At 33.8% G+C, this 15611-nt stretch carries 8 protein-coding genes and 8 pseudogenes; 5 read left to right on the top strand and 11 right to left on the bottom strand.

Features of this window, described 5'->3' with window-relative positions:
* A pseudogene (locus ACG9ZB_RS15640) lies at positions 1 to 121 on the top strand (IS3 family transposase); the annotation flags it as partial.
* A gap of 258 nt (positions 122 to 379) precedes the next feature.
* Here the strand turns inward: ACG9ZB_RS15640 and ACG9ZB_RS15635 are convergent.
* From ACG9ZB_RS15635 to ACG9ZB_RS15615, 5 genes and pseudogenes are all read right to left on the bottom strand, one after another.
* Positions 380 to 523, bottom strand: coding sequence for a hypothetical protein (locus ACG9ZB_RS15635; RefSeq protein WP_419326692.1), 144 nt, complete (start codon positions 521 to 523; stop codon positions 380 to 382).
* A gap of 111 nt (positions 524 to 634) precedes the next feature.
* A complete protein-coding gene (locus ACG9ZB_RS15630; RefSeq protein ID WP_419326691.1) occupies positions 635 to 3832 on the bottom strand; it encodes a tyrosine-type recombinase/integrase in 3198 nt (1065 codons plus the stop codon).
* 4 nt (positions 3833 to 3836) lie between these two features.
* Positions 3837 to 6167, bottom strand: coding sequence for a hypothetical protein (locus tag ACG9ZB_RS15625; protein ID WP_419326689.1), 2331 nt, complete (start codon positions 6165 to 6167; stop codon positions 3837 to 3839).
* A 12-nt stretch (positions 6168 to 6179) separates the two neighbouring features.
* The gene (locus ACG9ZB_RS15620) at positions 6180 to 6644 is read right to left on the bottom strand and encodes a hypothetical protein (protein ID WP_419326688.1); all 465 of its coding nucleotides are present in this window, start codon (positions 6642 to 6644) and stop codon (positions 6180 to 6182) included.
* A 162-nt stretch (positions 6645 to 6806) separates the two neighbouring features.
* A pseudogene (locus tag ACG9ZB_RS15615) lies at positions 6807 to 7368 on the bottom strand (transposase); the annotation flags it as partial.
* Positions 7369 to 7441: 73 nt separating this feature from the next.
* Here ACG9ZB_RS15615 and ACG9ZB_RS15610 point away from each other — a divergent pair.
* Positions 7442 to 7549 (top strand): annotated as a pseudogene (locus tag ACG9ZB_RS15610) (transposase domain-containing protein); the annotation flags it as partial.
* A 718-nt stretch (positions 7550 to 8267) separates the two neighbouring features.
* Positions 8268 to 8593: pseudogene (locus tag ACG9ZB_RS15605) on the top strand (HipA domain-containing protein); the annotation flags it as partial.
* A gap of 2 nt (positions 8594 to 8595) precedes the next feature.
* Here ACG9ZB_RS15605 and ACG9ZB_RS15600 read toward each other — a convergent pair.
* Positions 8596 to 9459 carry an IS982 family transposase gene (locus ACG9ZB_RS15600; protein ID WP_419326687.1) on the bottom strand — a complete coding sequence of 288 codons (864 nt, stop codon included), beginning with the start codon at positions 9457 to 9459 and terminating at the stop codon, positions 8596 to 8598.
* A 93-nt stretch (positions 9460 to 9552) separates the two neighbouring features.
* Between ACG9ZB_RS15600 and ACG9ZB_RS15595 the strand changes: the two are divergent.
* A pseudogene (locus tag ACG9ZB_RS15595) lies at positions 9553 to 9747 on the top strand (type II toxin-antitoxin system HipA family toxin); the annotation flags it as partial.
* 558 nt (positions 9748 to 10305) lie between these two features.
* Here ACG9ZB_RS15595 and ACG9ZB_RS15590 read toward each other — a convergent pair.
* From ACG9ZB_RS15590 to ACG9ZB_RS15570, 5 genes and pseudogenes are all read right to left on the bottom strand, one after another.
* Positions 10306 to 10566: pseudogene (locus ACG9ZB_RS15590) on the bottom strand (urease accessory protein UreE); the annotation flags it as partial.
* A 405-nt stretch (positions 10567 to 10971) separates the two neighbouring features.
* A pseudogene (locus ACG9ZB_RS15585) lies at positions 10972 to 11252 on the bottom strand (allantoin permease); the annotation flags it as partial.
* Positions 11234 to 11584, bottom strand: a pseudogene (locus ACG9ZB_RS15580) (transposase); the annotation flags it as partial. The pseudogenes ACG9ZB_RS15585 and ACG9ZB_RS15580, both read right to left, overlap by 19 nt.
* Before the next feature lie 127 nt (positions 11585 to 11711).
* On the bottom strand, positions 11712 to 12611 hold the full coding sequence (locus tag ACG9ZB_RS15575) for a ParB/RepB/Spo0J family partition protein (protein ID WP_419326686.1): 900 nt from the start codon (positions 12609 to 12611) through the stop codon (positions 11712 to 11714).
* 18 nt (positions 12612 to 12629) lie between these two features.
* Complete coding sequence (locus ACG9ZB_RS15570) at positions 12630 to 13406, bottom strand: ParA family protein (RefSeq protein ID WP_419326685.1); 777 nt, start codon at positions 13404 to 13406, stop codon at positions 12630 to 12632.
* Positions 13407 to 14320: 914 nt separating this feature from the next.
* On the opposite strand from ACG9ZB_RS15570, the gene ACG9ZB_RS15565 reads away from it, so the two are divergent.
* Positions 14321 to 15493 (top strand): RepB family plasmid replication initiator protein, encoded by a 1173-nt coding sequence (locus ACG9ZB_RS15565; protein WP_419326683.1) that lies wholly within the window; start codon positions 14321 to 14323, stop codon positions 15491 to 15493.
* The last annotated feature ends 118 nt before the right edge of the window (positions 15494 to 15611 follow it).

The following is a 15611-nucleotide window of genomic DNA, read 5'->3' as shown; positions in this document are numbered from 1 at the left end:
AGCCAAAGCAGATATTATAAAATACATTGAGTTATTTTATAATCATCGAAGAATTCAAAAGGGTTTGGGTTTTAAGACACCAAATCAAATGGCCGAAAACTTTTATAAGTTGGCTGCCTAGAATCTCCCAAGGGAAAGTCTCCTGATAATTCAGCGTATATCAGCAGAAGTGCATATTCTAAAAGCGGACATTTTTACTTTGGAGAAACCGGACATTTCTATTTTGGAGTTACAGCTGTATAATTATCCTTATAATTCAATGCTGTAGTTTCTAGTTTATAGCCCGAGCATCCCTGTTCGGGCTTTTTTTATGATTTTTCACGTTCCACGCTTAATAAGTGACCAATATTTCACGGTTTTGTTTAGGTTAATTGAATAATCAGGATGCCTGGTCTTTTTCTTTTTGGCGTTCATTCAGCTCTTTTTTGAGTGCCTTTTTATCCTTGTACGATGCAATCAGCATGATCGGGATCAACAGCGGGGCCACAATAATTCCCAGGGCAATGTTTTTCAGTTTCGGCATGATCTCTCTCCCTTAGTCATTATCACAAACAGCATTCAGCACACATCAGAGTATTCAGTGACGAAACGGTGATGCTAAATTTTTTAAATTTCCCTCTTTAAGATGCTTAGGCTATTTAATCCAAAGTTCATCTTCTTGCATCATTTTTAACATTAAATTAAATATAACCAGCGGAGTAACATTTTTTTTGTTAGAACCGACAACTCTTTGAAAACTAAATTTAACGGTTCGCTCAGGAGCATCCAAATTAACTGGGTAGTTTTGTTTTTCTAAATACAGATGATCTCCTAACATTGGCTCTATACCAGTAATAAAATTAACAATTTGTTGCTCATCACCTTTTATTCGGCATTGAAAATGCAGATAATTCTTACGCAGTTTTCCAAATAATAATATTTTAAGCGCCTTAACCATGTTCTTTTCTTTCAGTGCATCTTGCTGCCTATCATCTTTATAATGAAAATCAAGGAGAGGAATTATTTCATCTGGACGAGTCAGTTTTTTAGCCTTTTCGTAAAGTTCATCAAACCAACTCTCTTCTAAATTCTTACTATAAACATAATTCGTTTTTAAATTAAATTTTTGGCGATCCATCCATTTAGTGCTCATCCATTGACATCGTTGCATCCATTCTTGAGCTTGAGTATCTTCGCTTAAACGACCTTCTCTAAAACTTATCAAACGTTGAAAAGGTGTCAGAGTACTCTTCTCTATACTAAACTTCTTTTCTTGTCGGCCAGCCATCGTAACTGGCTGTGTTTGCTGATAAGAATGAAACCATTTCTGCTGCTGAGTATAACGATTTAGGTTTATGTAGTCTGTACTTGACTTCACTGGACTAAAACACTGTTCTAATACTTTTTTTGAAATGATACACGGCGAATTATAAATTCGATCGACTGCTAATAAATCCAAAACATGAAGGTAATTTGAAGCCGTTTGCTCAATACTGCTATGCCCCATCCAAGAGGCGAGCACCTGCCATTTATGTTGAATAATCTCTTCTTGAGCACGTGCTTTCATACCAAACAATAAATCCCTCATCTTTTTTGCTTTTACCCAAGGAAAATCTGTGTAGGTCTTGATCATTTCTTTTGAACCGAGCAAAGTTATTGCTAGATAGTTAGCAGCACTGTGGCGTAATGTATGAAAACTAAAGCCATGATGCATACCTAATATTTGACTAAACAAATCTACTGTAATTTTGCTGATACATTGATCAGTTAATACACGATGATTCACACTAAAAAGTAGATCATCCTGCTGATTAACCAAATATTGCTCATAACGATGTTGTATGTAACGTTGTACTACTAAAAACTCATGTTCTGACAATGCAATTTTCAATGGTATTTGACGATTCGCACTTCGCGTTTTCAGACGGCGATATGAATTGTCTTGGATATGAAGCGTGATATTATTAAAAACTGTATTTTCTTTTTCTTTATAAAGTAGCTCTGGGCAAATAATATCTTGTATTTTAAGACAACGAACTTCATTTAATCGAAGTCCAGTTCTATAACTTAGTAAATACATCAGCTTTAGACAACTCAGATGATCGACCCACTCTGATGCCGTTGGCTCTTGACTTAAATTTTCTAGTTTTTCCAATAATTTGCCAAATAGCAAAGGACTCACTAGCCGTGCATTGCAAATTTGTAAATGCTTAAAACTTGAATTCTGTAACACCAATACCCCTGGAGCATCATAATTCTCTATACAGAATTGATGAAAATCTTTTAGGCGACCAAAACGGTATTCTGCGCTTTGGTGCATCTTACGAGAGGTTTTTCCTTTCACCGAATCTCGTTGAACTGCTTTTTCATCACGTTCACTGCTGTATTTCAATAGCTGCCGATATAAATCCTCATAGTCATCTATGGATTGTTGCTTTAAATCTAATTTATTGAGCCAAATCTCAAATATAAATTCTTTGCCAAACGATCCTAAGTAGCTTTCAATAGTTGATAATTGAAGCCCTCGTTTTTTTAAATGCATTAACCAGTGAATTAAGCGTAGTTGAGCATCAATTAAAGACTTTTCCTCCGTATTAGCATCAACTATCTTCTCCTCTAACACCCTTCTAGTTTCTTGCCAAAAACGTAGCGTGCGTTCTTCTTTATTCCTCTTTTTATCTAAACGCTCAACTTTTTGACCTTTACGTTTCTTTTGACCAAACAACATCAACTCATACGGAATCGTTTGTAATTTGCTTTGAACAGTCGGAACTTCAGGAAGTAACTGCTCTTGTTCAAAATGAATAGGGCGATTATCTGGTTCTATGACTTGATTGTAATCATTATTCCACAGCAATCTAAATTCGGATGGCCTTAAAGCGACAGTATTAATCTCTTGCTGAAGCACATTACTCAAAAATATATCTATGCTGAGGTTTGGATTAAATTCGAGTACCATTTGCACATCATTAAATGCACGAAATCCACGGCGTTTAATTTGATATTGCAGATCCCCAAGACTTTTTTTCCTGCCTATCTTACTCAAGCTTTCTAAAATACAATCTTCAACTGAATGTTGCAGATGAAATTCTTTCTGGGTAGCTTTCAACTTTTTTAAATATTGCAAAATGAACTGCGCATATGGGTTAAAAAAAACATGTTTCCATTGGTACAACTTTCCCTGTTCTACATCATTGCCATATTGAGAGTTTTCAACACGATAATGTAGTAACAATGGATTAGTGATCTTTTGATAATCAGAATGGTATAACCGAAAACAATTTAGATCTGTACCAAGCTCAATGGCCTCCTGCAATTGCTTCTGAATAGCAATCAAATGCTGTTCATCTGCACAGCCTGAAATATATATAAAACTTAAGCATAAATTTCCCCATAAGTACTTTGGTTCATTCCAATATTCAAATGAATCTTGCCAATACTGCCTTAATTCCTTAAGTACCTGGATATGTAGATGCCCCTGTTCTAACCGTGACTCTGTACTCTCAATTTTTCTAGGCAGTACGATCCGTTTAGTATGTGGATTTAGCTTAATTCTGTATGATTTTTTATCTACATTCTGATTGAATTGCCTCCTTCTTTTATTAAATTCATCTTCAGTAAATTGCATCAGTTTTGATTGTTCATCTCGGCTCAACTTTTGACTCAAACAATTAACACTATCTTTAATGTCATGCCATTTTTCAGCGATCTGCTGATCAAGTTTTTGCTGCATGTCTTTCGTCAATAGTTCAGGTGAAGAAGGCTGTCTATCTAGCGACTTTTTCACCAATTTATGAATATCAACAAATAGATCATATAGTTGTGGTTTTATTAGTTCTTTGATTTTTTGCATACAACTATTTTCGCTCTAAGTGTTTAATCGATAAAGATTTGACATTATCTTGCAATTGCTGGCGGGCTTGCTGTACATAGACATTCGGAATAAGTGAAGAATGCGGATGAAAACCCTCTCGGTCACGTTGGTCATGACCATAAAGAGCCTGTATTAAATGGAATGCTAAAGCAGTTTTTTCTTCTTTTTCTTCTGCATACATCAAAAAATTCATATCAAAATGACGTAACCAATTCGAATACATATTCTTTGGAAAGATTCCTTCCATATATAAATTTACCCAGTTTCGAGATAAAGGGATTAACTTAATTTTTCTGCTCTGCCACTCTTTGACAGTTATCGGCAAGATATCTTTACTATCAATGACGTTGCCAAAAAGATCATTTACAGTAATTTTCTTTGCAAAGACTTGTCTAAAAAACGAACCGTACGCTTCAATAATTTGTTCTAAAAAGACTGTGTAATTTTGCAGTGTTTTTATGAAAAAATCAGATAATGGGATAAAACGACCATCTTTTCTTGCTTTACTATTTCTTTTATCGTTTACATATAAAAGCTTAAGCTCAACACAATAATCATCCAAATTCCCCAACAGATTTTTTTTAGGCCGACTTGCCAAACTCAACAAGCTAACATGCCACATCCAACACGCGTATGCATTCAATTGATTAATGATATGTTGATCTTTTTGAATATTTTCTTGGCAATGTTTATGTAAAAAAGCAAATTGCTCTTTCACAAAACTGGGTTCAAGTGCCAGTTGGCTCCCTATCCTTCCTATAGATAATGCAGATTGCACTTTGAATTGTTGTCGCAATATTTTGAGTTCTTCAGTAACTTCCGAGGAATGTGGTGTAAGTGCTGTTTCTACAAAGGCTAGATATGTGCTACTGAGTTGAGCTTTCGGTAGCCCTCCATAATAGATACCAGGCATGTGATGCTGACTATCTCGCCCAGCAATTACATGAGCTAGATATTCATTATATGTTTCATAATATATATGAAAATATAATTGAGCCTGCAGTTTTTCAACAGTGATCGAACCTACAAACCGATTATCAAGCCAATTTTTAAGTTTTGTATTAATGTCTGTTGAAGAAATTATTGGATTCGATGCTTGTTCTATATAGTCAAACCAAGCAGAAGGTAAATGTAGTTGATGTGTCATCACTTCATTCCATCGCTCATCATTTAAGCTCTTAATCTTCTGCTCTGTAATATTAAGATTTAATTTAAGTAAATATTCGCGACGTCTACTTGAACCATTTTGAATCAACGTACCCTCCTGAATAAGGTCATTAAAATCCATCAGTGCTATGGGAGATAATCCAGTCAAAAGTGACAATAAACATGCGGCAGCGATTGCAGCATCATCCCAGTCCCTATTTAACTCAGTTCTCAACACATAAACAATTTGCTTCAGTACATCTGGTGCTAAATAATGAGGATTTGTAATAAATGGCGCATGACGGCGTTGGCGATGCCGCGTGTAATACGCAGTATAATCACTAATTAAATGATTAAAATTTTTAGTTTTTTCATCTTCAGAGTATAATTCTACGTCAGTGTCCAATAACTCAATTTCACCATCTTCATCTTTGTGAAGAGAGGCATCATAAAAACTGATCTTTGCGTTATGTCCGATATCTTCATGCTTACCTGATTTTATTTCACGAAATTTTTTGAGTTCATTTTTAGTTGGCCATTTCAAAACTTTGCTTTTTTTTGACTTACGCTGACGATGAACTACACGACGATCATCTAGTCTTTTAAAAATTATTAATAGAGCCGATAAATACTCTATGACTTGTACTTGTTTAAAATCTTTAATATTAAAAAGTTGATTACGATCCTCTTTTTTCAAATTACGTTCGTACGTGACATAACAATTTAGCAGCTTACTACATTCATGAAATAATTCAGCGTTATTAGAATCCAGCACATATCGTGAGACATAGCGTAATAGGTCACAAACATGTTTTTGCTTATTCTCAGCTTTATCAATTTTTGCAAATTCTTGATACTGCCGATATGTTAAAAAACTCGCTTGTAGAATCAAATAACGTTGCGATGACAGCTCTTGTGTATTACTAGTATCTGGACATGAAAAATAACTCAAAGCAGCTAAAAAAGAATACTTACCGATCTGTCTGGAGCCTGATATATAGCTATAAATTTGTTGTGCTAATTTGTATAGCGCGTAGACTTCTTTATACAAATCATCTGATAGATCAATAAATTGTGTATTCACAACATCATCATGTAACAGACAATAATCTTTTTGGAATTTTTCTGCTAAATCTAAAAAGTGCTCTTCTGCGTCAATCTTCGGCATATTCATTTTCGCTTAATTTTTTATCACATTGCATTGTCTAAATTCATTACGATCTGAACAATTTTGTAAAAGTTGATCTTTTATTGAATTCTTTGTTAGCTTAAAAAATCGAGCAAAAAATTTAGCATCCAGCTCTTTCTGAGCTTTCCTTTCAAAGCACAAGTGTTGCTGTGATTTTTCGATAAAATCATCAAGATTATGTATCAACTGTAAGATTGCAACATAATTAGAATGCACACGTAATCCTGGCTCCCTTTGCATCAATAGCAAGATTTTTTGCCAAATTTTGACGTAGATTGCTTTGAACTTTGCTTGTACTACGGCTTTCTGACTCTGTTTAATCTTTTTGATTTTCAGTAATTCTGAGTTGATTTTTACTATCTCAAGTTGAAAATTTTTTCGACCAAAACAAAAGGGCATGATAAATTGCCCTATAAAAATCTCAATATTTTTTACTAAATAGTCAAATTTTAACATTTTTATCGATATAAAAAATGAGCATATCTTTTTATATGAAAATACATTTAATCTATCAACTAAATTTTCTCAAAATTACAATTCTCAACAAATACATACGGTTTGCTTATCTAGGACGGTCTAAATTTTAAGAATTCTTCCAATTTTTTTTAGTTTTGTGTTATTAGGATTGACTCTTAAGTTAAGCTCAAGCTCCTTATAAATGCGATAGACACGTTTATGATTCCACTGATAGTTTTTGATATTACGTAGATACAAAAAGCAGAGTTTAAAGCCCCAAGTCTTATGTTCATTGGTCAGTTTAATCAGCCAATCTGCGATTTGAATATTCTCCTGATCCAAACGAGCTTTATAGCGATAACACGTTTGACTGACTTTAAAAATTAAGCAGGCCATGCTGATTGAAATCTTCAATTGCTCAGTAGCTTGCTGAGCAAGTGACTTTCGCTGAACAGGCCTTAAAAGTTTTTAAAAGTGCATCTTGCAAGATGTTTGACTTTAGCCGCTCATCAGCATACATGCGTTTTAAACGGGCATTTTCAGCCTCAAGTTCTTTAAGCCGCGTCATCATTGAAAGATCCATGCCGCCATATTTGGACTTCCACTTGTAGAATGTAGCAGAGCTCATACCATGTTCGCGGCACAAGTTCGGTATGAGTGTTCCTGCTTCAGCTTGCTTCAAGAGACTCATGATCAAGCTGTCTGAATACTGAGATGTTTTCATAGAAAATCTCCTTAAATCAAGGTTATTCAATTTTCTACTTTTAAACGCAATTATTTTTAGGGGGGATTACCGGCTGGATCCGTATGCCTATTTAAATGATGTGCTGTAAAGACTGCCGACACGAAAAGTGACCCAAATTGAGGAATTGCTGCCGCACTGTTGGAAACCTAAATCGAATTAAAAATTAGTATGGGATTCAGCGGACGCTTACATCCAAATGTTCTCTTTTGCAATAAAGCAGCCTCTTCTGCTTTTCCTGAACTAACGAACTATGTCATTGATTTGATTCAATCGACACCAGTGATGCTGAATCAAATCCCCAAAGAAGGGATTAAATGCAAGAAATGTGGTAAGAAAAATAGGGGATGGAAGTTATTATCCATCTAATTGGAACCAGCCCATGAGTTGAGATCAGTTAAGTAAATATCATTTTAAGTATAAGAGAAGGATGGCTCACCTCACTTCTCCGAATAACAAAGCTATGCTTTTCAACCCAAGTTAGATATTGGTAACTACATTTCATTCTTCATCATGCTAGTCTTATAGCATGTAGACAATTACTACATCATTTGCATTCAATGCTCAATACAGCCTCTCAGCAGAACCGCAGCGATACTTTTTCCCATGCATACCTGTAGTGTTTAAATACATTCATTTTTCAATGATCCTCTGCCGTTTATCACATTTATGGTCGATCTTTAACCTTGTGAAAAATGCACATACCGATCCCTTCAAACTGTCAAAGTTATGTATACATGACATTTAAAGAAAATTATCTGATCAATTTTTTTAGGTAAAATTCTTAAGAAAAAATTTATTATTATTCATAACATCACCAACAGCCACATAAAAACAATAATTTAATAAATTATTCTTCCAATTTTTTTAGATTTAGTGTTATTGCTGCATATACCGGAGCAGACTATAAAGTTCCAGGTAGCCTAGACTATCGCAATTTTCTTCGGGCAACCTTGATGTGTACGCAAAATGTTTGAGAAAGGCTGCATGCCTTTAAATGCGCTTTGTTTAATGTAATTTCAATAATCAACATCACCAGACCAAGAACTTTTCTTTTCTCATGGCAAAAAATGGTCAATGGAAATTGGCTCCAGCCTATAATGTGACCTTCTGTGAAGGTCCAGGTGGTTATCATCAAATAGACATTATGGGAGAAGTGCTCAATATTTCCCGAAATGACATACATAACCTGAGTTCGATGAAATCCACTTAACCTTTTAGCATATTTTGGAAAGTTGGCTTATTGGGGTTCAAACAATAAGCCACTACAGCAGCCATGATATTCACCATGAAGTTATTTACCGAACGATGACGTGAATGTTCAAGTTGATGTAAATTTTTGAATTGATCATTCACTGTTTCGATCAATCCTCTTCTGCAAAGTAATTGTTTTTCTTCTTCAGTTTGGATGGGTTTATTTTTCATATTCCGACGTGATGGGGTCAATATTTTCAGTCCTCTTGCTGCTAAAGCTTCGGCTTTTGCTTTGCTCAAATAGCCTTTGTCTCCGAGTAGGATCCCCTTTAATTCTTGAGTTAAAGATTCTAATATAGCAACATCATGAACATTTCCCGATGTCAGCTTGAGATTAATAATTTCACCTAAATTATTGATAACGAGGTGTAATTTAAAACCATAAAACCAACCCGTACTACTTTTTCCACGACCGGCCAAGCCTTTAAATACACGATGCCTTTTAATCCGAAGATTATGGCAAACTACCAATTTAGTGGAGTCAATGATACTGATTCCCGTATCTTTTCCTTTCACCTGATGGAAGAAACTACTCAAAGCTTGCAAACAACGGGGCATGATTTCAATAAATCGGTTGTAGCTAAGCAGTTTAGGAAAAGCAGATTTCCAGAATGGAACGATCATTTGGCAATAAAAATATTTGAAGAATCTAAAACCAGATTGATGAAATAAAATGACAATGGTCATTGCTTCAGACAAGCTTAAAGCTGACTTTTTCAACCTGGTTTTTTGATTAGAAATTAAAGCTTTTTCTAAAGATTCATTAAATTTTTTGCAGAAATCATCCAAAATACAAAATAATTCGGTAATATGATCCATTGAGAAGCCTTGTTTTATAACATTTTGTATTGAGAACCAATATGTTACAAAAACAGGGCTTTTTTTCTACTCTTTTTTTATATCGAACTCAGGTTACATAAACTCGGTACTTCAGAAGCGAATCTGACTACTCTAGAAGTCGATGAGATCATCTTGGCCATGCGTGAAATTGCACTTCAATTTAGTCAAATTGCGCAGCGCCTGTATCCCCATCAAATTCGAGAATCCACCCTAGAGATGATTCAATCACCAATTCAACAAAATATTGATTTTTTAACTAAAACCTAAGCGTAAATATAAACTAAGCGCCAACCATCTACTTATAGTTAGTCGCTACATAATCTGTAGAACCTGTGAATTAGCTCGCTTTATAATCACGAATAGTAGATGGATCACCGCCAAGATATGTTATGCAAACGTGAAATCACTACATCCAGATCGAAAATCACTAAGAAAAAACTGTCACCAAAAAAAAGGGCTGCACTATGGATAAATGCAGACCAAACTCCGGATAACTACCAGCACGAGAAATATGTCGCAATTTTGCATAGACATGAATTTGATAAAATCAGCCCAGAAAGCCAGAAATTCATAAAAACTATTTCATCAATCCCCTATAACTAATCACGTTCATGGTCGATCTTAAATCTTGCGAAAAGTACTCATGCTGACCTAGCCAAACTATAAAACTCATGTATTCATAGCATTTAAATGAATCTTTCAATCGGTATATTTAAGGTAAAAACTAGTAATCAGAAGTTATTATTATCCCCATATAAAACAAGCATCAAATTAAAACAATAACTTAGTGAATTATTCTTCCATTTTTTTTATATTTAGTGTTATTAATAAATCAAACTCTTGCTGAGCCGAAACTTTCATCAATTTTTCTGGTTTTGCTTCAACTTTAAGAATATTTCCGCTCTCCGTGGAAATATATGATCCACTGCGTAAAATGCCTGTACGCGGCAAATCTGCACCAATATCTACCCCATTTTTTAACGTTGCACGAAAACGGCTCTTTTGGCGCGTATCGAAAGTCAGCTCAATGACATCAAAGTCACAATTTTCTGTAACTACTTCTAATCGTTGAGTATAAATTTCCATTTTTTCTCCATGCTTGACTTTGTTTTAGGACTGCTTTTGATCCAAATTGATTCAAAATTAAATCGCTTTCACAAAATGCACCACCCCAACGTTCAAAGCAATTATTGCGCCAATTTTTCTACATACACCACATTTAAGCGTATATATTGCTCAGAAACTCCAAATGAAAACTTCAAGAAAATATGATTTCTCATTTAAATGATGTCAGGACATTTAAGAAAAAAATAGCAGCTGTCGGGTTATTTGAGATGGATGTTGTATCCACTCTTTGGATTAGAATAGATTTTCCCACACTTTTTCTAGAGTTTTCCCCAATAAATATTAAAAAACCCTGATGCAAAATCATCAGGGTTATTGATTTGATCGAAATTCAGCATATTAAAAAGCAGATATCTGAAAAATCATTTATTTTTCCAAAGTCTTACATAGAGAACAAATAACACCTTTGTGCTTATGTGAATACATAATATCAGGTCTTTCATAATCTTCATCACATGACACACAATGATAAACTGTTGCTATAGGTAGCCCAGTAGCATCATAACGTGGTTCTTTTACCCCATCATCTGTAGCTTTAATATAATATTTTCCTTTCGTAATTAAACCCATGATTGGAGTCAAAACAAAGCCCAAAATCAGAGCAATTAAAGTGAATATGGCATTAGAAATTCACCACACTTTGTGAATCAATCATGATAAAGCTCGTTTGTTCTTTGCGTCCATTGCTGATACGGGCCTCGCTAACTACATTTTTTAAAGCTTGCTTAAGTATGCTAGGTTCAGTTTCTGAAGACTTTTTATTCCAGATCGAGAAGTAATAATGCACAGTGCTTTTAGGTGGGAAGTCTCGAGGAGGCATACTCCATTGGCATCCACTTTTTAGAATATAGAGCAATGCGCAAAATACTTCATAGACATCAACGACTATTGGACGTGTTTGTTTTCTTCCGCTCAATAGTAACGGTTTAATTTCTTTAAAGGCTTCTCGACTAATGTCGCTGGGATATGGTTTTCTCATGAGGGGAAATTTAACAAATTATTTTCAATTGCTAAAAAAGAATGAAATTAATACTGGATAGGCTCTTATATAAATTTTCCTAATTACAAAAAAATAGTGTAGCAAGTTGCTACACTATTTTTTTACTTTATTTTTCTAACATTCGTTTTAGGAAAGCTTCTAATTCTTCTAAATTTTGATCATCGAATTGGCCGATTTTTAAAGATACCTTTAATGTATTATGGTCAAATTTGATATTACCAGCAACTTTCCCATCATATTCAATTTTATGTACAATTGAAGTTTGAATTACTTCTTTCGTTTCTCTTGACTTAAAGATTTTTTCAGCTAGTGATGTCAGTTTTGTCTGTTCAACTTCTTTTTTAAGTAATTTTGACCATGCTTCGAATAATGCTTGTTTAGCATTTTCATGGTTTTCATCATGATCTGATAGAAACTTTTTCACTGCTGTAGCAGCGGTCCGTGCTAATAATGAGGGCTGTTTTTCCAAATCTTCAATCAACTCTCCAGGTAATTTTTCAAAAGATAAATATTTATACATATCTTCACGATTCATACCTAATGACTTTGCTAACTTCTGCTTATTTTTTTTTAATTTTTCATCCAAAGAAGTTAATCCAACATATATTTCATAATCTGTCAGATCTTCTCGCTTTAAATTTTCAGCTAATGTTAATAAAACAACTTCTTCATCCGATGCATCAATAATGATTACTTCAATGGTGTTCTTATTGAGAAATTGGTGGGCTTTCAATCGTCTTTCACCAGCAATCAACTCATATTTATCATTTATTCTACGAACGGCAATTGGTTGTAATAGCCCAATTTCCTCAATTGATGCTGCTAAATCTTCAATATCTTGTTGATTAAAGAGTTTTCGAGGTTGGTTAGGGCTAGCCTGAATATCTGTAATTTGTACATTACGTCTTAGCTCTTTGACATCATTAATATGCTCTTTTTGGGCATGTTGATGCTTTTGAGTATTTTGCTGAAGACGTTTAGCCAATATCTCTTTATTACTTACCATAGTATTTCCAGAATTATATTATTTGACACGCTGAACAATTTCTTGTGCTAAATTTTCAAAAGCTTTTCGAACTTTTGAGTTTTTATCAACAGATAATAAAGGTTGTTGCAAAATTGCAGCTTGATTAACTTTAGTGCTCATTGGAATTGTGGTATGCAATAATTCTCCAACTTGATTAAATGCTTCATCTTTTATTAATTTACATACATTCTGACGCTCATCATGTTTAATTAATAAAGCACCTAAGAGTTCTAATTCAGGGTTAACTCTTCTAATTTTACTTAAGTGATTAATTAAATCAGTAACACCATAGAGACCGTATTGTGAACCAGATTCAATTGGAACAATAACATGTGTCGAAGCGGCTAAAGCATTGCTAGTTAATAATTTTAAGCTCGGAGGACAATCAATAAGAATGTAGTCATATAATCCTTCTAGAATTTCCAATTTATTTGAAAGTTCCTCGGTTGGTCTTGGTGCATCATCTTTCAATTGATCTTCAGTTTTACCAAGAGTTAATGAGCCATATATTAAGGAAACATTTTTAAATTTTGTTTCTTCTTCTAATGCTTCCGATAATAAACTTATATCACCAATGAGTAATTCCGCTGATGTAGTTTCAACTTCGCTAGGGTGTCTTAATCCTATATGTAAACTTGCATTTGCTTGTGGATCCAGATCAATTACTAAGACCTTATTTCCTAATTCAGCAAGTTCTGAAGCAAGATGTACTACAGTAGTTGTTTTCCCGCAACCACCTTTATGATTAGCTACAGCAATGATTTTAGTTGACATATTTGTCTTAAGGAATTTACTTTGATTTCATTTAATATAAAGATATTTGTAGCAACTTGCTACAGTTCCTTTGTCATATTTTTATCTTTTGAATTTAAAAGATGTGGAAAAAACATTTCTTAACTTTTTTTTAAAATATAGCTAGCTAATTTTAATTAGTATTAATTAGTATTAATTAGTTAATTATAATTAGACAAATTTTATTTCTTTAAAAACAAATAGATAGGATTTTTAAAGTGGAAGGCGTGTCACTAATAAGTGGAAGCCCTGTCATTGATAAGTGGAAGCCCTGTCACCTATAAGTGGAAGGTTTGTCACTAATTGGTGGAAGGTCTGTCACCGATAAGTGGAAGGTTTGTCACTATGGTGGAAGACTTGTCATTGTGATTTATTTTAATATTGATTTTTTAATTTAAAACAAAATAATTCAACTGCTTGTGATGTTGATAAGTTTGTTTTTATCGAAATAAAAGTGGAAGACTTGTCATTAGATGTTTTTTATTCTGTGGATAAACTATTTGTATAAAATTTAATTGATAACATGATGTTTAATAGTCATGAATATCGGAATGGTGGAAGGCTTGTCACTTTAACGGTGGAATGTGTGTTGATTAATTCCACTTTAGTGGTGCTGTAGGCTATTCCTACTTTCAAATTGATTGCTTTAGCGACACGGATGAATTATCAAAGGTGGAAGAATTGTCACTTAAAAGTGTTTAATTTTATATTAATTCCACCATAAGACTAAATAGTATCAAAAATTGCACTTTAATTGTGACACTTCTTCCACTCTTAAGGTGTTTGATGGGCATAAACTGAGTTAATTTAATGTAAGGAAGAGAAAATAGTGAGCGGTTTGCATCTTCTACCACTTTTGTGTATAACATGTAGAAAATATTTTAATCTTTCCACTTATGAGCAATCACAACGAACCAGAAGAATTAGAACATCTACCTTATTGTATTGGTAATATTCGACATAATGGAGTAGTCAGCACTAGTAACCGTCTGATTAGACCAATTGAATTATCATCTAATGAGTATAAAGCTCTACTTTATGCGATGGCTGTAGCGAATTATGGTGAGAAGAATAATCAAGATCGTGAAATTACAGAGCAAACTTATATTTATTTGCATAAAGATGATTTAGGCGAACTATTAGGATTAGATAAAAAGAATTCCATTAATGTTGCTATTGATCGTATTTATAAAGAATTATCATCACGAGTAGCCCATTTTGTAATTGAAGAGTCCGTGGATGATAGTAAGCGTAAAGTTAAAAAAGTACACTCAGTAGTACCAATTATTCGTGAACTCCGTTGGGAAGATGATGCTAAAAATGCTTTGCAGATACGTTTTACCAGTGAAGTACTTCCATATTTTACTCGTTTAGCAAATGGAAATTTTACAACCTATCAATTGAAAGATTTATTTGCTTTGGACTCTGTCACCAGCATGAGTTTGTATTCATACTTTATCAAAAATGAATTTAAGTATGCTAATCAAGATTCTTATGAGGTTGAACTTTCACTTGAGAATATCAAAGCATTAATTGATATTGGGGAGAAAAAATACGATCGTTGGGTTGATTTTAGACGATACGTTTTAGACAAAATTATTGAAGAAATTAATGAAAGGACTAGTCTTCAATTAGAATACGATACCATCAAGAAAGGTCGACCTATTGTCGGAGTTCGATTTAAAATTCTTAATAGGCACGCCACTGAAGTTGTTGTATCTAATACTAATGATAAGACTCAAATCTATTTAGATGTCAATTTTGATGATAACGCGCTTGTTAAAGAATTAGGTGCGAAGTTCGATATGACCGTAAGGTCTTGGTACATCTATGCGAACGACCCAAATTATAAACAGTTTAGTAAGTGGTTTAAGACAGAAGGGTGCTTAACTGAATCTCAAGCAAATGTGATAGTTAATGATATTATGTTCCAAATGGATTTTGCTGTAGCTGGCAGTTCAATGAGTGAATTTAAGAAAGAAATGAAATATAAATTAAAAAATAATCCAAATTTTGTAAAAGAAAATAGAAAACGATTGAATGAAATATTTGGAAAAGAAGTTATATGACAGTGTAGCAACTTGCTACACTGATGTGTGCTGAAAAAACAGGAGGTTTTAACTTGGTAAACTAAACACACTCATCAGGAGTTTACCATGAGCAAGAAACACAAGACTTACACCACAG

This window comes from Acinetobacter johnsonii (genome assembly GCF_048551975.1).
Classification (GTDB): Bacteria; Pseudomonadota; Gammaproteobacteria; order Pseudomonadales; family Moraxellaceae; genus Acinetobacter; species Acinetobacter johnsonii_A.
The sequence above is the reverse complement of the archived record's forward strand: the minus strand, read 5'-3'. Positions and strand labels throughout refer to the sequence as shown.